The organism is Mumia sp. ZJ1417, assembly GCF_014127285.1.
In the GTDB taxonomy this organism is placed as follows: domain Bacteria; phylum Actinomycetota; class Actinomycetes; order Propionibacteriales; family Nocardioidaceae; genus Mumia.
In genome coordinates this window covers 426180-445777 of record NZ_CP059901.1, presented here as the reverse complement: position 1 = coordinate 445777, position 19598 = coordinate 426180, and the positions used below count along the sequence as shown (strand labels likewise).

17 protein-coding genes and 1 pseudogene are annotated in these 19598 nt (G+C 70.7%); 11 read left to right on the top strand and 7 right to left on the bottom strand.

Annotated features, from left to right (window positions below):
• Positions 1-67 precede the first annotated feature (67 nt).
• Complete coding sequence (lpdA, locus tag H4N58_RS02065; RefSeq protein ID WP_167249235.1) at positions 68-1480, top strand: dihydrolipoyl dehydrogenase; 1413 nt, start codon at positions 68-70, stop codon at positions 1478-1480.
• 75 nt (positions 1481-1555) lie between these two features.
• On the opposite strand, the gene H4N58_RS02060 is transcribed toward lpdA, so the two are convergent.
• Complete coding sequence (locus tag H4N58_RS02060) at positions 1556-3052, bottom strand: LVIVD repeat-containing protein (protein WP_167001322.1); 1497 nt, start codon at positions 3050-3052, stop codon at positions 1556-1558.
• A gap of 113 nt (positions 3053-3165) precedes the next feature.
• Here H4N58_RS02060 and H4N58_RS02055 point away from each other — a divergent pair, with 113 nt between their 5' ends.
• On the top strand, positions 3166-3858 hold the full coding sequence (locus tag H4N58_RS02055) for a DUF305 domain-containing protein (RefSeq protein ID WP_167249237.1): 693 nt from the start codon (positions 3166-3168) through the stop codon (positions 3856-3858).
• Between the two features lie 9 nt (positions 3859-3867).
• On the opposite strand, the gene H4N58_RS02050 is transcribed toward H4N58_RS02055, so the two are convergent.
• From H4N58_RS02050 to H4N58_RS02040, 3 genes are all read right to left on the bottom strand, one after another.
• Positions 3868-5007 carry a hypothetical protein gene (locus tag H4N58_RS02050; RefSeq protein ID WP_167248752.1) on the bottom strand — a complete coding sequence of 380 codons (1140 nt, stop codon included), beginning with the start codon at positions 5005-5007 and terminating at the stop codon, positions 3868-3870.
• An 89-nt stretch (positions 5008-5096) separates the two neighbouring features.
• The gene (clpB, locus tag H4N58_RS02045) at positions 5097-7685 is read right to left on the bottom strand and encodes an ATP-dependent chaperone ClpB (protein ID WP_167249239.1); all 2589 of its coding nucleotides are present in this window, start codon (positions 7683-7685) and stop codon (positions 5097-5099) included.
• A gap of 104 nt (positions 7686-7789) precedes the next feature.
• Positions 7790-9598, bottom strand: coding sequence for an acyltransferase family protein (locus tag H4N58_RS02040; protein ID WP_167249241.1), 1809 nt, complete (start codon positions 9596-9598; stop codon positions 7790-7792).
• Between H4N58_RS02040 and H4N58_RS20850 the strand changes: the two are divergent.
• Positions 9540-9659 (top strand): annotated as a pseudogene (locus H4N58_RS20850) (twin-arginine translocation signal domain-containing protein); the annotation flags it as partial. The gene H4N58_RS02040 and the pseudogene H4N58_RS20850 sit on opposite strands and share 59 nt — an antisense overlap.
• Before the next feature lie 47 nt (positions 9660-9706).
• On the opposite strand, the gene H4N58_RS20490 reads toward H4N58_RS20850, so the two are convergent.
• Positions 9707-10138: a hypothetical protein gene (locus H4N58_RS20490; RefSeq protein ID WP_243842859.1), complete on the bottom strand. Its 432-nt coding sequence runs from the start codon at positions 10136-10138 to the stop codon at positions 9707-9709.
• 75 nt (positions 10139-10213) lie between these two features.
• Between H4N58_RS20490 and H4N58_RS02030 the strand changes: the two genes are divergently transcribed.
• Positions 10214-11143 carry an acetamidase/formamidase family protein gene (locus H4N58_RS02030; RefSeq protein ID WP_167001317.1) on the top strand — a complete coding sequence of 310 codons (930 nt, stop codon included), beginning with the start codon at positions 10214-10216 and terminating at the stop codon, positions 11141-11143.
• Between the two features lie 126 nt (positions 11144-11269).
• Positions 11270-12652 carry an MFS transporter gene (locus tag H4N58_RS02025; RefSeq protein WP_167249243.1) on the top strand — a complete coding sequence of 461 codons (1383 nt, stop codon included), beginning with the start codon at positions 11270-11272 and terminating at the stop codon, positions 12650-12652.
• Here H4N58_RS02025 and H4N58_RS02020 read toward each other — a convergent pair.
• The gene (locus H4N58_RS02020; protein ID WP_167249245.1) at positions 12615-13814 is read right to left on the bottom strand and encodes a homogentisate 1,2-dioxygenase; all 1200 of its coding nucleotides are present in this window, start codon (positions 13812-13814) and stop codon (positions 12615-12617) included. The two genes, H4N58_RS02025 and H4N58_RS02020, sit on opposite strands and share 38 nt — an antisense overlap.
• Before the next feature lie 68 nt (positions 13815-13882).
• On the opposite strand from H4N58_RS02020, the gene fahA reads away from it, so the two are divergent.
• The 4 genes from fahA to H4N58_RS02005 all read left to right on the top strand — a co-directional run bounded on the left by fahA (position 13883) and on the right by H4N58_RS02005 (position 16751).
• Entirely contained in the window at positions 13883-15112 is a 1230-nt protein-coding gene (gene fahA, locus H4N58_RS02015; RefSeq protein ID WP_167249247.1) for a fumarylacetoacetase, read from the top strand.
• Entirely contained in the window at positions 15109-15834 is a 726-nt protein-coding gene (locus H4N58_RS02010) for an IclR family transcriptional regulator (protein WP_167249249.1), read from the top strand. Before fahA ends, H4N58_RS02010 begins: the two co-directional genes overlap by 4 nt.
• A gap of 118 nt (positions 15835-15952) precedes the next feature.
• Entirely contained in the window at positions 15953-16087 is a 135-nt protein-coding gene (locus H4N58_RS20485) for a hypothetical protein (protein WP_255490688.1), read from the top strand.
• A 67-nt stretch (positions 16088-16154) separates the two neighbouring features.
• Positions 16155-16751: a hypothetical protein gene (locus tag H4N58_RS02005; protein WP_167001312.1), complete on the top strand. Its 597-nt coding sequence runs from the start codon at positions 16155-16157 to the stop codon at positions 16749-16751.
• An 89-nt stretch (positions 16752-16840) separates the two neighbouring features.
• Here H4N58_RS02005 and H4N58_RS02000 read toward each other — a convergent pair whose 3' ends face one another.
• Complete coding sequence (locus H4N58_RS02000; protein WP_167001311.1) at positions 16841-17686, bottom strand: 3-hydroxybutyryl-CoA dehydrogenase; 846 nt, start codon at positions 17684-17686, stop codon at positions 16841-16843.
• Between the two features lie 340 nt (positions 17687-18026).
• On the opposite strand from H4N58_RS02000, the gene H4N58_RS01995 reads away from it, so the two are divergent.
• Both H4N58_RS01995 and H4N58_RS01990 read left to right on the top strand, forming a co-directional pair.
• Positions 18027-18506, top strand: coding sequence for a DUF4334 domain-containing protein (locus H4N58_RS01995; protein WP_167002273.1), 480 nt, complete (start codon positions 18027-18029; stop codon positions 18504-18506).
• Positions 18503-19573, top strand: coding sequence for an alcohol dehydrogenase catalytic domain-containing protein (locus tag H4N58_RS01990; protein WP_167249251.1), 1071 nt, complete (start codon positions 18503-18505; stop codon positions 19571-19573). Before H4N58_RS01995 ends, H4N58_RS01990 begins: the two co-directional genes overlap by 4 nt.
• The last annotated feature ends 25 nt before the right edge of the window (positions 19574-19598 follow it).

Here is a 19598-nt window from a genome sequence, read left to right as displayed (position 1 = left end):
GGCGCGGATGAGGGCAGAATCGCCGACCGCTCGGACGTGATGTGCCTCACCTCCCTACGATTGAGACATGAGCGATCACTTCGACGTCGTCGTCCTTGGCGCCGGACCGGGCGGCTACGTCGCCGCGATCCGTGCCGCACAGCTGGGCAAGTCCGTGGCTGTCATCGAGCCCAAGTACTGGGGAGGTGTCTGCCTCAACGTCGGATGCATCCCGAGCAAGTCGCTCCTGCGCAACGCCGAGCTGGCGCACCTCATCCAGCACGAGGCCGAGTCCGTCTTCGGCATCGGCGTGGGTGAGGTCACCCTCGACTACGGCAAGGCCTACTCGCGCAGCCGTGAGGTCGCCGACGGCCGCGTCAAGGGCGTCCACTTCCTGATGAAGAAGAACAAGATCACCGAGATCCACGGCACCGGAGCCTTCACCGGTCCCCAGTCGATCGCGGTGTCCCTCAACGACGGCGGGACGCAGGAGGTCACCTTCGACTCCTGCATCATCGCTACGGGGTCCTACACCCGACTGCTCCCCGGCACGCAGCTGTCCGACCGCGTCGTCACGTACGAGGAGCAGATCCTCGCCGACAGCCTGCCCGAGTCGATCATCGTCGCCGGCGCCGGCGCGATCGGCGTCGAGTTCGCGTACGTCCTCAACTCGTACGGCGTGAAGGTCACCATCGTCGAGTTCCTCGACCGCGCCGTCCCCAACGAGGACGCGGACGTGTCCAAGGAGCTCACGAAGGCCTACAAGAAGCTCGGCATCGAGATCCTCACCTCGACCCGCGTCGACGCGATCGACGACTCCGGCGACAAGGTGAAGGTCACTGTCACCCGCGATCCCGAGGGCAACGCCAAGGAGGAGGTCCTCGAAGCCGACAAGGTCCTCCAGGCGATCGGCTTCGCTCCGCGCAGCGAGGGCATCGGGCTCGACAAGGCGGGCGTGACGGTGTCGCCGCGCGGCGCGATCGAGATCGACGAGTACATGCGGACCAACGTCGACGGCATCTATGCGATCGGTGACGTCACGGCCAAGCTCATGCTCGCCCACGTCGCAGAGGCGCAGGGGATCGTGGCGGCCGAGATGATCGGTGGCGTCGAGACGTTCCCGCTCGACTACGTGATGATGCCGCGCGCGACCTTCTGCCACCCGCAGATCGCGTCGTTCGGCTACACCGAGGCGCAGGCCAAGGAGAAGGGCTTCGACGTCAAGGTCGACAAGTTCCCCTTCACGGCCAACGGCAAGGCCCCGGGTCTCGCCGACACGGCCGGCTTCGTGAAGCTCGTGACGGACAAGACCTACAACGAGCTGCTGGGTGCCCACCTGATCGGCCCGGAGGTCACCGAGATGCTCGGCGAGCTCACGCTGGCGCAGCGCTGGGACCTCACGGCCGACGAGGTCGCCCGCAACGTGCACGCGCACCCGACGCTGTCCGAGGCCGTGCAGGAGGTCATCCACGGCGCAGCGGGCCACATGATCAACCTCTGACGCTGAAAGACCCGGCGTTCCGACCAGATGCTGGCCGGAACGCCGGGTCCTTTCGTTGGTTCGTACGTCAGGCGATCAGTGCCTGCCGCCGTGGCCGTGGCCACGCGAGAACGACGGCTGCGACTGCGGGTTGAGCTCGTCGTACTTGTAGCCCTTCGCACCTGCCAGCCTGCGGTCCTTGACCCCGAACACGTCGAAGCCCTTCTGGATGTCGTTCGAGTAGATGTAGCCGTTGTAGTAGTACGCCGACCACGATCCACCGAGGATCAGCCGCTCCGCCGAGAGCGGGCCGCGGTCGAACCACGCCAGCTCCTTCGGGTTGGCCGAGTCGGTGAAGTCCCACACCGAGATCCCGCCCTGGTACCAGGCCTGGACCATGATGTCCTTGCCCTTGATCGGGATGAGGGACCCGTTGTGCGCCACACAGTTCTCGGTGTTGGCCTGGGTCCGCGGGATCTTGAAGTAGCTCTTGAACTCAAGCTTCTTGGCCTTGGTGATGTCGTAGATCGCGTCCGCGCCCTTGACGTCGCCGACGGTCGGGTTGCAGGTCGGGCCACCGCCGCCGCCGAGCTCGTCGGTGAAGACGACCTTGGTGCCGGCGTTGTTGAACGTCGCCGAGTGCCAGAACGCGAAGTTGGTCGTGTCGCGGACCTGCTCGATGACCTTCGGCTTCTCACGGTCCTTGATGTCGAACAGCACGCCGTCACCCATGCAGGCGCCCGCGGCGATGTCCTTCGACGGGTACGCCGTGATGTCGTGGCAGCCCGACGTCGTCGACGAGTAGCCGCCGGGCGGGTTACCGCCGTCGGGGAACACCACCGGCTCAGCGACGATTGCGGCTGCGGCCGGGTTCTTGACCGGGATCTTCACGATGCTGATCAGGTCGTGCGGCGGCTGGCAGTCGGGGAACGCGACGTTCGGCGAGTACGACGAGACGTACGCGTAGAGGTTCTTCTTGTCCTTCGACGGCGCGAGCGTGTGCGTGTGCGATCCGCATTTCGTCTCGACCGACGCGACGTACTTCGGCGACGCGGGCTTGCTGATGTCGAAGACCTTCAGGCCCTCCCACGACTCCTTCACCGACGCCGACTGGCCGATGTTGTCGCAGGAAGCGTTGCTGCGGCTCGAGTCGGTGCTCAGGATCAGCAGGTTGCCGCTCACCGAGATGTCGTTCTGGGAGCCCGGGCAGACGACCTGCGCGACCTGCGTGGGGCGGCTGCCCTTCTTGATGTCGTACACGGTGAAGCCGTTGTAGTTGCCTGCGTAGGCGTAGTTGCCCTTGAACGCCAGGTCGGTGCTGAACGCCGCCTCCTCGGCGAAGGCGCCGTTCTTGGGGATGTTCGCGAGCAGCTTCATGTTCGGGCTGGAGGCCGTCTCACCGACGCCGAGCTCGGTGTCGGCGTCATCGACGGCGGCCAGACGCTGAGCGGCCACCGGTGCGGGCGACTCGCTCCCGTCATCGGGGACGCCGATGGAGGGCGCTGCCCCTGCCAGGGTGCTGACGACGAGCGCCGCAGCGCCGGCGGTCACGGCGAGGGCGCGGGGTAGTCGATCACGACGCGTGGGTCTCATGCGGAGGACCTTCCTGGAAGATGTTGATCGAAGCATTGCGCCAAATGCCTAACTCCGCAACGCTTCGTAGGTCGCAATGAGTCGTCGAAGGGAACATCTCCGTGGTAGATCGCGTGCGTGGTTCGGTCGTCGTCAGGCTCTCCGCCCTCGCTCTCGGCACGGCGCTCCTGGCCTCGTGCTCCGGTGACGGCGACGCCGACGGGGCGGACGCGACGGATCCGCCACCGGCGCAGAGCACGGTCATCCAGCCCGGTCTGCCAGGGGAGTCGAACCGGACGCTCGCGCCGAGCGACTACCCCGACTCGACGTCCTACAACAAGGCCGACGTCGAGTTCGTGACCGGCATGATCGCGCACCACCTGCAGGCGATCGAGATGACCGAGCTCGCGAAGACCCGAGCCGAGGACGCGAGCGTCCGGAGCCTCGCCGACCGCATCTCCGCGTCACAGGGCCCCGAGATCCACGCGATGGCCGCCTGGTTGGAGGTCCGCGAGCTGCCGGTCCCCGAGGGCGCGTCCGGACACGGAGGGCACGGCGGTCACGGGGGCACGACCGCGATGCGCGACCCTTCCCACGGGATGCTCACCGAGGAGGAGATGGAGGAGCTCGCCGACGCCGACGGCGCCGCGTTCGACCGTCTCTTCCTGCGCGGGATGATCCAGCACCACGAGGGCGCGGTGGCGATGTCCGACAGCGCGCAGACCGAGGGCGCGGACCTGATGGCCAGCGAGATGGCGGCCGACATCGCGTCGGGCCAGGGCGCCGAGATCGCGCGGATGCAGGCGCTGCTGGACCAGGTCAGCTGACCCGTACGGTCAGCGACCCACCCGTAGCCACGCGGTGACCTCGCGCCGCCACACGAGCATGACGCACGCGACCTGGGCGACGAGCCAGACCACGCCGAGCGGCGCGAGGGCCACCGACGCCACCATGCTGAGGCCGGCGACGACGGTGAAGACGATGCGCGCCGCCGGCTTGCGCACCAGCAGCGTCAGTGCCGACACGGCTCCGGCGACCGCGAGGACGCCGAGCGTGAGCGAGATCAGGAACATGTCGCGGGCATAGCCCTGCGGGTCGTCCCCGACGAGCTGCTGCACCTCCGACTCGGAGAACATCGGCGGGTTCGTCAGCATGTCGACGTACTGGGACGGCGACACGAGGTAGATCAGCGCGTTGAGGCCGAACACCGCGGCGACGATGCCCGACAGCACGGTCGCGGTGACGGCCGCGGTGATCAGCGGACGGGGGCGCGGGAGCTGCCCGGGGCGGCCGTACGGCGTCTGCTGGCCGTACGGCGCGGGCGGCTGGCCGTACGGGGCCACGGGCGGCTGCTGCTGCGCGGGGCCGGGGAACGGGTGCTGGTACGAGCCGGGGCCGGCGGCGTACGGGCGTGGCGACGGCGGGGGCTGCGAGGCCTCCGAACCGGGCTCGGGCGCACGCACGGGCGGCGTGGTCGTCGTGTGCACGGGACGAGGCGCGGGCGCTTCGCGCGGCGAGGTCGCCGCGTTTGCGGGCTCGATCTCCCGTCCGGCGAACCAGGCACGGGACTCCGCACTCCACAGGAACACGACGACCATCACGCCGAGCATGGCGGGGATGATCCCCGTGGCACCCGTCGACGCGAACGTCACGGTCGACAGGAGAGAGGAGACCGTGAGCCCGATGCGCGCACCCTTGTGACGCTTGGCGGTCCAGACCGCGAGGACGATCGACGTCGTCGCGAGCGCGCCGGCGGCCATGAGGATCACCCGCAGCCAGCTGAGCGCCTGGTCCACGGTGAGCGTCCCAGTGATGGGAGAGGCGTCGAGCGTGCGCTCCACCTGCTCGCGGACCTCGAGCGAGCCCCAGCCCGACAGGGTCGTCAACACGCTGATCAGGACCAGGACGGACGCCACCCCCGCCGTGAGGCAGGCCATCATCACCTTTTGCGGACGGGCGGTCGTCGGGTTCGCCATGGGGTCATCCCATCACGGGAGTGGTGGTGCGCGGTGAGCCTGGTCCCACCCCTTCGGTCGTGGTGGGACCTGGCTCACCGCTGCCGGCGTCATGCAGCGCCGACGGTCAGGCCTTCCTTGGTCGGGTCGACATCGACGACGACCTCGTCACCGTCGCGTACGTCGCCCGCGAGCAGCTCACGCGCGAGCTGGTCGCCGATCGCCTGCTGGATGAGGCGACGCAGCGGGCGGGCACCGTAGGCCGGGTCGAAACCGGTCGTCGCGAGCCACGACTTGGCCTCGTCGGTGACCCGAAGGCGGATCCGGCGCGACTCCAGTCGGTGAGCCAGCGCCTCGATCTGCAGGTCGACGATGCGGGTCAGGTCCTCGACCGACAGTGCGTCGAACATGACGACCTCGTCGAGCCGGTTGAGGAACTCCGGCCGGAACGACGCCCGTACGACCTCCATGACCTTCTCGCGCTTCTGCGCCTCCTCGAGCGCCGGGTCGGCCAGGTAGACCGAGCCCAGGTTCGAGGTGAGGATCAAGATGACGTTGCGGAAGTCGACCGTCCGCCCCTGCCCGTCGGTCAGGCGCCCGTCATCGAGCACCTGGAGCAGGAGGTCGAAGACCTCGGGGTGGGCCTTCTCGACCTCGTCGAGCAGCACGACGCTGTACGGGCGCCGGCGCACCGCCTCCGTGAGCTGACCGCCCTCGTCGTACCCGACGTAGCCCGGAGGGGCACCGACGAGCCGTGAGACGGAGTGCTTCTCGGAGTACTCGCTCATGTCGATGCGGACCATCGCCCGCTCGTCGTCGAACAGGAACTCCGCGAGCGCCTTGGCCAGCTCGGTCTTGCCGACACCGGTCGGGCCGAGGAACAGGAACGAGCCCGTCGGCCGGTTCGGGTCGGCGATGCCCGCGCGCGAGCGGCGTACGGCGTCGGAGACCGCCTTGACCGCCTCGGTCTGGCCGATCAGCCGGTTGCCGAGCTCATCCTCCATGCGCAGCAGCTTGCCGGTCTCGCCCTCGAGCAGACGGCCCGTCGGGATGCCGGTCCACGCCGCGATCACCTCGGCGATCTCGTCGGGCCCGACCTGGTCGTTGACCATCTTCTCCTCGGGCTCGGCTGTCTCGTCGGCCTCCGCCGACTCGAGCTGCTTCTCCAGCGCCGGGATCTCGGCGTAATTGAGCCGTGCGGCCGTCTCGAGGTCGCCGGCGTTCTGCGCCCGCTCGGCCTCGCGCCGCTTCTCGTCGATCTGCTGCTTGATCTCGCCGACCTCGTTGAGCCCGGAGCGCTCACGCTCCCAACGGGCCTCAAGCCCACGCAGCTGCTCCTGGGCGTCGGCGAGCTCGGCGCGAAGCTTCTCGAGGCGCTCGCGACTGCCCTCGTCGGTCTCCTTCTCGAGGTGGAGCTCCTCCATCAGCATCCGGTCGACCGAACGCCGGAGCGTGTCGATCTCGATCGGGTTGGAGTCGATCTCCATGCGCAGACGGCTGCTTGCCTCGTCGACGAGGTCGATCGCCTTGTCGGGAAGCTGGCGGCCCGAGATGTAGCGGTCGGACAGTGCCGCCGCCGCGACCAGCGCCGCGTCAGAGATCTCGACCTTGTGGTGCGCCTCGTACGTCTCCTTGAGGCCGCGCAGGATCGCGATGGTGTCCTCGACGCTCGGCTCGTCGACCAGCACCTGCTGGAAGCGCCGCTCGAGCGCAGGGTCCTTCTCGATGTTCTCGCGGTACTCGTCGAGCGTCGTCGCGCCGACCATCCGCAGCTCACCGCGGGCCAGCATCGGCTTGAGCATGTTGCCCGCATCCATCGCGGAGTCGCCGGTCGCACCGGCGCCGACGACGGTGTGGAGCTCGTCGATGAACGTGATGATCTGGCCGTCGGAGTCCTTGATCTCCTGCAGGACGGCCTTGAGCCGTTCCTCGAACTCGCCGCGGTACTTCGCGCCGGCGACCATCGCGCCGAGGTCGAGCGAGATCAGGCGCCTGCCCTGCAGCGAGGATGGGACGTCACCCGCGACGATCCGCTGGGCCAGGCCCTCGACGACGGCGGTCTTGCCGACGCCCGGCTCGCCGATCAGCACGGGGTTGTTCTTGGTACGGCGGGTCAGCACCTGGACCGTACGACGGATCTCGGCATCGCGGCCGATCACCGGGTCGAGCTTGCCCTCGCGGGCGGCCTCGGTGAGGTCGACGCCGTACTTCTCGAGTGCCTGGTAGGTGTCCTCCGCGTCCTGGCTCGTCACCTTGGCGGAGCCTCGTACGGTCTGGAACGCACCACGGAGCGCCTCGGCGTTCGCGCCGACACTGTCGAGCACCTCGCGGGCCTTCGACTGCACCGTCGCGAGCCCGACCATGAGGTGCTCGGTCGAGACGTACTCGTCGCCGAGCTCACCGGCCAGGTCCTGGGCGCGCTGCAGCACCTCGAGCGTGGCGCGCGCGTACGACGGCGTGGCGACGCTCTGACCTGCTGCGGAGGGCAGGCTCGCGATCGCCTCTTTCGTACGGCTGCGCGCGACGGCCGGATCGGCACCCGCGGCCTGCAGGAGCGGGACGGCGGTGCCGCCGTCGGCGTCGAGCAGTGCGTCGAGCAGGTGCAACGGGTCGACCGCAGGGTTGCCGGCGGCGGCGGCGGCCTGGATCGCGGCCGCAAGCGCCTGCTGGCTCCGGGTCGTGAGCTTGGAAGCGTCCATGTATCTCCCCTGGTTCTCCTGATACGTCAAAGGTCACCAGAATCAACGCTCAGAAACTTGAGTCGATTCCGCTCAACTCTACTCCCGGGGACGAGACGGGCGGATCAGCAGTCGCCGAGGGCGCTGCGGAGGGTGCGGGTGTAGACGCGGGCGCCCTCCGCGTTCGGGTGGACCCGGTCGGTCGCGAGCACGTTCTCGGCGCGCGACGCCGCACGCTGCCAGTCGACGAGGGTCGCGTTGTCGTTGTCCGCGGCGACCCGCCGTACGGCCGACGACGCGGGCCGCTGCCACGAGCGTCCCGGGACGTGCGGCGAGACCAGCAGCACCTGCTTGTCACGAAGCTGCCGCCTGACCAGGCGCTGGAGGTCCTTCCGGTCGATGACCCCGTTGGTGCCCGTGCCGATGACCACGACCTTCCCGAGCTCTCCGCGCGCCGCCGCCCTGCGCACCGCGCGCGCGACGTCGCCGTACTGCCAGCCGACCTCGGCCGTCGCGTCGAGGCGCGGCATCGCCTTGACGAGCGCAGGCGCGGCAGCGATGAGGACGGAGTCGCCGAACGCGCTCACCCGTACGGTCTTGCCGACGGTCCGGCAGGTCGCACCGAGGGCGGAGGCGGCCGCCTTGGGGGCCTGCTCCACCACCGGGTCGGCAGCGTGCGCCAGAACCTTCTGGCCGCGCAGCAGGCTCGCCTGGAGCGCGCTACGGTCCGGCGCGGTCCCCACGGCGAAGGCCGCCCCCGCGACCACCACGCACGCGGTCCCGAGCGTGACGACCCAGCGGTGGCGCGGGTGGCGGCGCTCGACGACGAGCCAGCCCACGGGCGCCACCCACCGGCGGAGGGTGAGCACGATGCCGTCCTCCCGCATGGGCGTCTCGACATACCGGTACGACAGCTCCGCCGCCGCCCCCGCGAGGAGCACCGCGACCATGCCCGCCGCCACCGCGTGCTCCGGTGCCGCGAGCCGCGTGGCGAAGACGATGAGCGGCCAGTGCCAGAGGTAGAGCCCGTACGAGCGCGAACCCAGCCACCGCATCGGCGGGATGGAGAGCAGGGTCGCCAACGGGGTCGGGTTGGCTGCGGCCAGCACGAGCGCGAGCGCCGCGACGCTGGCGACGAGCAGCCCCCCGCGGTACGGCCAGGCGCTCGACCAGGTCACCGACGCGGCGTACCAGGCGATCACGACCAGCCCCGCCACACCGATCCAGGTGATCACTGCGCGCTTGGCAGGGCTCGTCGCAGACCCGTCGGTGCGGAGCAGGTGCGGGACGCGGGTGAGCGCGAGAGCGGCGCCGATCAAGAGGCCGAAGACGTGCGTGTCGGTGCCCACGTACGAACGCGTCGGGTCCGCCGGGTCGTACAGGACGCTCATCAGGACCACCGAGGCGAGCGCGAGCGCCACGACGACGACCGCGAGCCGGCGGCGCGCGAGGAGGAGCAGCCCGACGGCGAGCAGCAGCGGCCACAGGAGGTAGAACTGCTCCTCGATCGCCAGCGACCACAGGTGGTTGAGGACGGACGGCTCCCCCTGCTCCGCGTACGCCCACCCGCCGGCGACCTGCACCCAGTTGGCCGTCCACGTCAGCCCGCCGAGCACCTGCGCGCGCAGTCCGGCGCCGGTGTCGCGGCCGACCGCCAGGGTGAGCGCCGCGACCACGACGATCATCAGCGTCGCCGCGGGGACGAGCCGGCGCGCGCGTCGCGTCCAGAACGCGGGGAGGTCGAAGCGCATCTGGCTCGAGGCGTCCTCGAGGAGGACGGCGGTGATGAGGAACCCGCTGAGGACGAAGAACACGTCGACGCCGACGTAGCCGCCAGGCATCTCCGACGGCGCGACGTGGAAGGCGACGACGAGAATGACGGCGAGGGCACGGACGCCGTCCAGACCGGGCGCCGTGACGCGGCGCGGGGACATGCGGGACTTCCTCCGAGACGTGACAGCGGGGGCGGGCGCCGCGGGGAGCGGCCCTCGGCCCCGCTCGAGGGTACCTGTCGCTCCCCAGCCGTCCGACCGCACAGTGGCTCAGCTCAGCCGCACCAGCTGCACGCGACAGGCAGGAGCGGCGCCGGCGTTGACCGGGAGGCGTTCGACCGTGAACGGCGTGTCCACCCCCGTCGGGACCTTCGGGATGACCAGACGACGCGCCTTGCCCTGCGTCGACCCCGGAGACGCCACCAGCACCGTGACCCGGTAGTCGGCCTTGCGTCCGCTGTTGACGATCACGCCGCGTGCCGACCACGTCTTTCCGTCGGCACCGCGAGGGCACGAGAACGACAGGAGGTCCTGGGGTGCGGCGGCTGCCGCGGGCGGTGCCGCCGAGGCGGTGGCGGTGGTGGTCGCCGACGGCGTCGGATCGGCTGCAGTCGACGGCTTCTGGTCACCCCCTGCGCATCCCGCGAGGCCGCAGACGAGGGCGGCAGTGGCGGCGATCGCGGGGAGCGGCAGGCGGCGCATACGGCCATGAGACCACGGGAGTGCGACGGTTCCGGGGAGGCGCAGCGCGGCACCGTTCTCCGGCACAATGACGCCGTGACCCACCACGACCTCGACGGCGCGCCCCACCACCTCTGGACCACCACCCACGAGCCCCGTCTCGAGGTCGTCTCCGGCGACACGATCGCGTTCGCGACCGAGGACGCGGTGAACGGTCGGTACGACGAGGTCGCCACCGGCGGCGCGATGCCGGCATCCGACCCGACCCGTCCGTCGTACCCGCTGGCCGGCCCGATCCTGGTCGCGGGCGCGCAGCCGGGCGACGTGCTCGAGGTCGAGATCCTCGAGGCGGCCGGGACCAAGGGGTTCGGCTGGACCTCGATGGTCCCCGACGAAGGGCTCCTTGCCGGCGACTTCGACGAGTCGTACCTCTACCGCTGGGAGATCGACGGCGACCACACCGACATGGGCGACGTCGCGCGGGTGCCCGTACGACCGTTCTTCGGCGTGGTCGGCGTCTGCCCGGACACGGTCGACCCGCTGCCCGTGATGCCGCCGGGCCACTTCGGAGGCAATCTCGACTGCCGTGACCTCGTGGTCGGCTCGTCGGTGTTCCTCCCGGTCCAGGTCCCCGGCGCCCGGCTCGCGCTCGGCGACCCGCACGCCGCGCAGGGCGACGGCGAGGTGTGCGTGAGCGCGATCGAGTGGGCAGCGCAGGGGGCCGTGCGCGTCCGTCTGCATCAGGGGCGCCGCATCCCGGGGCCCCAGTTCCGTACGCCGGGGCCGTTGCGCGCGGGCATCGACGACGCCGGCTACTACGCGACGACGGGGATCGCGCCGTCGTTGATGGACGCGGCCAAGGACGCCGTCCGGGCGATGATCGACCACCTCAACCACACGTACGGGCTGGACCCGCGCGACGCGTACGTGCTGTGCAGCGTCGCAGTGGACCTCAAGATCTCCGAGGTCGTGGACGCCCCGAACTGGGTTGTCAGCGCCTACCTCCCGCTCTCGATCATGCGCTGACGCCACGTCGCACGGGGCACCGCTTGACCTCAAGTCCGCTTGAGCATCGAGCATCGTCGGGTGCCCCTTTCCCCGCCGCGTCCGAGTGCGCCACTACGTCTTCGTGATCCCCGCTATCTCCCTTTCGTGGTCGGCGCGCTCGCGCTCGTCACGCTCGGCGCGTTCGAGAACCGCGCGACGATGGCGGTGCTGCCGACGGTGGCGGACAGTCTTCACGGGCTCGACCTGTTCGGCGCGGCAGCAGCGGCCCCGCTCGTGTCGTCGGTCATCGCGATGGTCGTCGCCGGACAGTGGTGCGATCGTCGCGGACCGGCGCCGGCGCTGCTGACGGGGATGGGCTGCTTCGTCGTCGCGCAGCTCGCGATGGCGACCGCACCAACGATCGGCGTGTTCGTCGCCGGGCGCGTCGTCGCCGGCGTCGCCGAGGCGTTCCTCGACATCGCGCTCACGGTGATGGTCGCGCGGCTGCTGCCCGCAGGCCTGCGGCCCGCGATGTTCGGCGCGCTCGCGACGGCGTGGGTGCTGCCGTCGCTCCTCGGGCCACCGGTCGCCGGGCTGCTCGCCGAGCATGCCGGCTGGCGCGTGGTCTTCGCCGCGGCGCCCGTGCTGATGGTCCCGGCCACGGCGTGCCTGGTGCCGTCGCTGCGACGCCTGCGCGACGCCGCGCCGCCCGCGCCGTCCGCGCCGTCCGCACCGTCCGCACCGTCCACCGCAGCCAACCGCGTGGCGATCGGCTCGGCGGTCCTCGTCAGCGTCGGACTCGCGGCGTTGGCGCTGGGTGGACCTGCGGCAACCAGCGCCTCCAGCCGCGGCGCCGGGGTGCTGGCGCTCCTGACAGGCACGGCACTGATCGCCGTCGGCGCTCGCCACGTGCTCCCGCCCGGCACGCTCCGGCTTCTGCCCGGGATCCCGGCGACCGTCGCACTCCGCGGAGCTCAGGCTGCCGCGTTCGCCGGAGCGGGCGCCTTCATCCCCCTCATGCTGACGCAGGTCCACGGTCTCGGGCCGACCGTCGCCGGCGCCAGTCTCACGATCACCGGCGTGTTCTGGGCGGCCGGCTCCCAGCTCAACGGGACGGCGACCGTCCAGCGACGGACGACGACCGTGGGGCGGATGCGAGTGTCGTTCTGCCTGATCGCGGCCGGAGTCGTCGGTCCGGTCCTCGTCGCGCTCGACGTCGTCCCGGTGTGGCTCGGCCTCACCCTGTGGGCGCTCGCCGGGACGGGCATGGGGATCGGCTCGCCGACGCTCGCGAACCACGTGCTCACGCTCGCGCCGCCCGACGCGCAGGGTCAGATGTCGGGGGCAGCCATGCTCTCCTCGACCGTCGCCCAGTCGGTCTACGTCTCGCTCGCGGGCGCCGCCCTGGCCTCAGGTGCCGCGTCGTCGACGACGCTCGCGGCGATCCTCGCCGTGCCGGCCACCCTCGCCCTGGGCAGCGCGACACTGGTAGCCAGGCTCGTCGAACCGGTCAGTCGCGCCGATCCCGCAGACCTCGTGCGGCGCTGAAGGCGTACACGCCGTCGTCGCTCTGCGTGCCGGCCTCGCCGACCTCGAGCGGCCGGAACGTGTCGACCATGACCGCGGTCTCGTCGAACTCGTGCACTCCGATCGACGCCTCGACCGCACCGGGCTGCGGCCCATGCGCCATCCCGCCCGGGTGCAGGGTGATCGACCCCAGCGCGACGGCCGATCCCTTGCGGGACTCGTAGTCGCCGGCGACGTAGAACATGACCTCGTCGGAGTCGACGTTGGAGTGGTAGTACGGCACGGGGATCGACAGGGGGTGGTAGTCGACTTTGCGGGGCAGGAAGTTGCAGACGACGAAGTTGTAGCCCTCGAACACCTGGTGCACCGGCGGCGGCTGGTGCACCTTGCCGGTGATCGGCATGTAGTCCTCGATGTTGAAGGTGTACGGGTAGAGGCAGCCGTCCCACCCGACGACGTCGAACGGGTGCGTCGCGTACGTCATCCGCGTACCGACGACGTCTCCCCTCACGCGGTGCTTGACCAGCACCTCGACGTCGCTGCCGTCGACCAGCAGGGGCTCGTCCGGGCCGTGCAGGTCGCGCTCGCAGTACGGGGCGTGCTCGAGAAGCTGACCGAACCGCGAGAGATAGCGCTTTGGCGGGGAGATGTGGCTGTTGGCCTCGATCGCGTACAGGCGGCTGAGCTCGGCAGGGACCCAGCGATGGGTGGTCGCACGCGGGATCAGGACGTAGTCGCCCCCGCGATAGGGCACCACCCCGAACACCGTCTCGACGACGCCCGTGCCCGCCTCGACGAACACGCACTCGTCACCGATCGCGTTGCGGTAGTAGGGCGAGGTCTCGCCGGCCACGACGTACGAGATCCGCACGTCGCCGTTGCCGAGCACGAGACGGCGCGCTGTCACCGGGTCGAGCGCCTTGGCCTCGGCGTCGTCGAACAGCGTGTGGAGGCGCAGGTGGAGGGGACGCAGCGGGTAGTTGGGCGTGGTCGCGAGGTCCGGGAGCTCCCACGGCTCGCTCGCGGCGATCGCCGTCGGCACACCCCGGTGGTAGAGCAGCGACGAGTCGGACGAGAAGCCCTCCTCGCCCATCAGCTCCTCGTAGCGCAGCCGTCCGTCCTCGCCGCTCAGCTGCGTGTGGCGCTGGCGCGGGACCTCGCCGACCTTGCGGTAGTACGCCATGACGCTCCCTCCCGATAATCGGTCACTGCTTGTTCCTTTAAAGAACATCGTTCGACTAAGGTGCCGGTATGTCAACCGTCCAACCGACGTGGGTCGAGGGAGCCGCAGGCTCTGGGTTCGACGTCGACCACCTGCCGTACGGGGTCTTCACCCGCGACGACGACCACCCCCGGGTCGGGGTGCGGATCGGCGACCTCGTGCTCGACGCAGGGGCCGCCGAGCCGCCCGCCGCCCTCGCGCCCTACCTCGACGCACCCACGCTCGACCCGCTGATGGCCGCAGGGCGCGCGACGTGGGACGCAGCGCGCGCGTGGCTGACCGAGGTGCTCACCGACGCATCCGCTGCAGAGCGCGTCAGCCCGCACCTCCACCCCGTCGACGAGGTGTCGCTCCGCCTGCCGTTCACGGTCGCCGACTATGTCGACTTCTATGCGTCGCTCGATCACGCCAGCAACGTCGGCCGGATCTTCCGCCCGGAGGCCGAGCCGCTCCTCCCGAACTGGCGCCACCTCCCGGTGGCCTACCACGGGCGCGCCGGGACCGTCGTCGTCTCGGGCACCGACGTCGTACGGCCATGCGGCCAGCTGAAGGGACCGGCCGACGAGGCACCGTCGTACGGGCCGACCGCCCGGCTCGACATCGAGGCCGAAGTCGGCTTCGTCGTCGGCGTGCCGACCCGCCTGGGCGACCCGGTGCCGACGAGCGCGTTCGCTGACCACGTGTTCGGGGTGGTGCTCCTCAACGACTGGTCGGCGCGCGACGTGCAGGCCTGGGAGTACGTGCCGCTGGGCCCGTTCCTCGGCAAGTCCTTCGCGACCTCGGTCTCGGCGTGGGTGACGCCACTGGCCGCGCTCGAGCCCGTACGGGTGCCGCTGCCGACGCAGGAGCCCGAGCCGCTGCCGTACCTGCGGGTCGACGAGCCCGCCGGGTACGACCTCGCGCTGGAGGTCGTGGTGAACGGAGAGACGGTGACGCACCCTCCATACCGGACGCACTACTGGGGACCCGCCCAGATGCTCGCGCACCTGACCGTCAACGGCGCGTCGCTGCGGACCGGCGACCTGTACGCGTCGGGGACGGTGTCGGGCCCCGCACGCGAGGAACGCGGGTCCTTCCTCGAGCTGTCGTGGGGCGGGCGTGAGCCGTGGACCGCCGGCGGCGAGCAGCGGACGTTCCTCGAGGACGGCGACGAGGTGGTCCTGCGCGCCACGGCCGGCACCCTCACCCTCGGCGAGGTCCGCGGGCGTGTCTCTCCTCCGCCTCGTCCGCGATCTGTGCAGAAAGCCGGGGAATCGTGACGGGGAGACCTCGACACGCTGCACAAGTCGGGGACGGCGGCGGTGGCTCGCAGACCCTCGAGCGCGGGCTCGTGGTGCTCGAGGCGATCGGCGCGGCCGCTCCGCGCGGCGTGACCGCGAGCGAGATCGCCACGCGTACGGGGCTGCACCGCTCGATCGCCCACCGGCTGCTGGTGAGCCTGCAGCGCACCGGCTATGCGACACGTGACAGCAGTGGCCGGTACGATCTCGGCCCCGCGCTCTCCACCCTCGCGGCGCGCTCACGCCCGAACATCCACGACGTCGCCGCCCCGGTCCTCGACGCGCTCGCGACCGAGCTTGACGCCACCGCGAGCCTGATCGAGGCGATCGGCGACGCTGCGGTGACGACCGTGGTCGCGGAGCCGCCGACGGACGGGCCGCGCTTCTCGTACCGGCTGGGCAACCGCGACCCCCTCGACCGCGGCGCCGGAGGGCTGGCGGTGCTCGCCTCCGGCCCGGCGACACCGGACGAGCCCGCACGCGTCGCCTCCGTACGCACGGACGGCGTCATCACGACGTTCGCCGAGCTCAACCCCGGCGCGTACGGCATCGCCGCGCCGGTCCACGGACTGCGGGGCACCCGTGCGGCGGTCGCCGTGATCACGAGCCGCGAGGACGTCGCCGATCGCGCTGCCCCGCGCGTCGCTGCCGCCGCCGCCGAGATCGCCGCGCGCCTGGGGCGGCCCGTCAGCGAAGACTGAGGGGCGACGGAGACGGGTTCGATGTCCTCGCGGAAGGCGGGTCCACCTCGCGACCGCAGCTACGGTCGGCGGGCCACAGCCGCGGTTTGCCGCTCGACGGACCGGGTACCGCTCGCCCATGTCGATTCCCACCACAGACCCCGAGGACCCTGACACGATCGAGCCGGACGTCGTCCCGAGCCTCGATCCCGAACCCGGCGACGTCCCCCCGCACGACGAGCCGCCGGAGACCGAACCTCGCATCCCCGAGTAAGGACGACCCCTCCGGGGTTACGGTCGGAGTGTCCCCCGACGGTCTCGGATCAGCGAGGGAGACACGTATGTTCATCCAGGTCATCCAGGGTCCGTGCAGCCGCCAGGACGAGATGCGCGCGGCCATGGAGCAGTGGCGTACGGAGCGTGCCGACGAGGTCGTCGGCTGGCTCGGCGGCACATACGGGTTCACCGACGACGGCACGTTCGTGGCGGTCGTTCGGTTCGACTCCGAGGAGTCCGCGCGATCCAACTCCGGCAGCCGCGAGCAGAGCGCGTGGTGGGAGCGGACGCGGATGCTGTTCGACGGCGAGCCGATGTTCCACGACTGCACCGATGTGACGGTCGCGCTCGATGGCGGGTCGGACGAGGCCGGGTTCGTGCAGGTCATCCAGGGTCGCGTCTCCGACGCCGACCGGCTCAAGGCGATGATGACCGACACCGACCAGCTCCACGAGGCCCGCCCGGACATCATCGGCGCCTCGCTCGCGATCTCCGACGACGGCACGTTCACCGAGACCGTCGCGTTCACCGACGAGGAGTCGGCGCGGCGTGGGGAGCAGCAGGACATGCCGGCCGAGATCCGTGCCGACATGGAGTCCGCGATGGCCGACGCGTCCTACCTCGACCTCCACGAGCCGTGGTTCGCCTCGCGCCGGGGATGACGCCCACCGGGCGGGACCGGCGGTGACCCTAGTCCTACGCAACCCCGTCGCGTAGGACCGTACTCACCGCCAGCGCCCGGCCGGACGGCTCACTCGTACGTGTGGAAGCCGCGCCCCGTCTTGCGGCCGAGCAGACCCGCGTCGACCATGCGGTTGAGCAGCGGCGGCGACGCATAGAGGGGCTCCTTGAACTCCTCGTACAGCGACTCGGCGACCGCCTTGGTCGTGTCGAGACCGATGAGGTCGGCGAGGGCGAGCGGGCCCTGCGGGTGCGCGGCACCGCGGACGAGGCCCTCGTCGATGTCCTCGGCCGTCGCGAAGCCGGACTCGAGCATCCGGATCGCCGACAGGACGAACGGGATGAGCAGCGCGTTGACGACGAACCCGGCGCGGTCCTGACTGACGATCGCGTGCTTGCCGAGCTGGGACTCGACGAACGCCCGCGCCTGCAGGGAGGTCTTCTCGCTGGTCAGCAGGCTCGGCACCAGCTCGACGAGCGAGAGCACCGGGACCGGGTTGAAGAAGTGGATGCCGAGCACCTTGTCGGGCCGGCTGGTCACGACCGCGAGCTTCATGATCGGGATCGACGACGTGTTGGACGCGAGGATGGCGTCCGGCGACTCGACGAGCGCATCGAGCTGCTTGAAGAGCGCGACCTTCGTAGCCTCGTCCTCGACGATCGCCTCGATGACCAGCTCGCGGTCGCGCAGCGCGTTGATGTCCTCGACGATGCTGATGCGCTCGAGGACGGCGGCCGCGCTCTCGATCCGGCCGCGCGACTCAGCACGCTCGAGCGACTTCGTGATCCGGGCCAGCCCCGCCTCCACGCGCTCAGGAGACGACTCCACCGCGATCACATGGGCGCCCGACCTCGCACACACCTCCACGATGCCCGCACCCATCAGGCCGCAGCCGACCACACCGATCTTGTCCATGGCACTCCCTCATGACGAAGGACACGCACCTCGCGCGCCCCACCCTCGACCGTACGGAATACCTGCGAGTAACCCCAAGTCCGTTCCGAAGTACGGAATGCCGGACCGTCTACAGAAATCCGGCACACCGCCCGGGCGAGGCGACACCTCGAGGTCATCCCCGACGCGTCACACCACGGCCTGGCCTGTCCACCCCGCCGGCGAGCTCACCGCCGTCCTGACAGAGGCCCTCGTCCCCAGGACGTGAGTGACGCCGAGTCCCCGCTCAGCACTTCCGCCACGGCTGCATGCCCACTAATGTCAGGCGTCAGCCGAGGATTTGTTAATGGGGGTTCACATCATGACCGTGACACCGCACGCTGTTCGAGACCGGTGGGACGCACTGCGCGCCCACGACGGCCCGGTCGACACCGAGGCGCTCGACGCACTCTGGGCCGCCCTCGCGACCGTCGACGCCGGCGAGATCCTGGGGAGCTGGACGGGCTTCGCCTTCTCCACCGGCCACCCGATCGAGCGCAGGCTCACCAAGACCCGTTGGCACGGCAAGCGCTTCGCCTCGGTGCACGAGGCCCAACCGCTGATCTGCGCCGACGACGACGGCAACCTGTTCTCCGACGTCACGTCCGGCAACGGCGAGGCGAGTCTGTGGAACGTCGAGTTCCGCGGCGAGGTCACCGCGACCATGGTGTACGACGGGATGCCGGTCTTCGACCACTTCAAGCGTGTCGACGACAGCACGCTGATGGGCATCATGAACGGCAAGCCGGCGCTCGTGCTAGCCGACGGCGCACACTTCTACTTCGGCCTGGAGCGGGAGTGAGGACGAGCGTCCTGCTGCACCGAGGCGACGACGCGGCCTCGCTCGTCGCCGCCGAGCTCGACGACCCGGGCGCCGACGAGGTGCTCGTACGGATCGAGGCGACCGGGCTGTGCCACACCGACCTCGTGACGCTGGCCGGGCTCCGGGGTGCCCCCGCCGTGCTCGGCCACGAGGGGTGCGGGACCGTCGAACGCGTCGGCGACAGCGTGACCACCCTCGCGCCCGGCGACCGCGTCGTGATCTCCTTCCGGTTCTGCGGCCAGTGCCCGCAGTGCGTCGCCGGCCACCCCGCGTACTGCCTGCAGGCGCCTCACCTCAACAGCTCTGGCCGCCGTCCGGATGGCTCGGCGACCCTCACTGTCGGCGGCCGACCGGTCTTCGCCTCGTTCTTCGGACAGTCGTCCTTCGCGTCCCACGCGATCGCCCCGGCGCAGTCGTGCGTCCGGATCGACCCCGACGTGCCCGCGCACCTCGCTGCGCCCTTGGGGTGCGGCTTCCTCACCGGCGCCGGCGCGGTCCTCAACACCCTGGCCCCGCAGACCGGCGACCGCCTCCTGGTCGTCGGCGCGGGCGGCGTGGGCGCTGCGGCGGCGGCGACCGCGACCGCCGTCGGCGTAGAGACCGTCGTCGTGGACCCGCTGGAGCCCCGGCGTGCCCTCGCGCGGTCCCTGGGCGCCACGGCGTACGCGAGCCTCGACGATCTCCCGCCCGTCACCCACGCCCTCGACACGACGGGCCGGGCCGACGTGATCGCCCAGATGCTCACGACGTTGTCGCCGCGCGGCATCGCGGCCCTGGTCGGTCTGGGCAAGGCGCTCGGCGAGATCGACCTGCGCGACGTGATGCTGCGCGGCCTTCAGATACGAGGCTGCGTCGAGGGAGACGCGGTGCCCGGCGAGCTCATCCCGAGGCTGCTCGCGCTCTACCGGGACGGGCTGCTCCCCCTGGAGCGGCTCGTCACCACCTTCGGGCTCGAAGAGTTCGACGCGGCGGTCAAGGCGCAGCGGGACGGGGTGGCGGCCAAGGTCGTGCTCCTGCCGCCCGCCACCCCGCACCGTCACGCATAAACGACATCGTGGTCTGCGCCCGCTG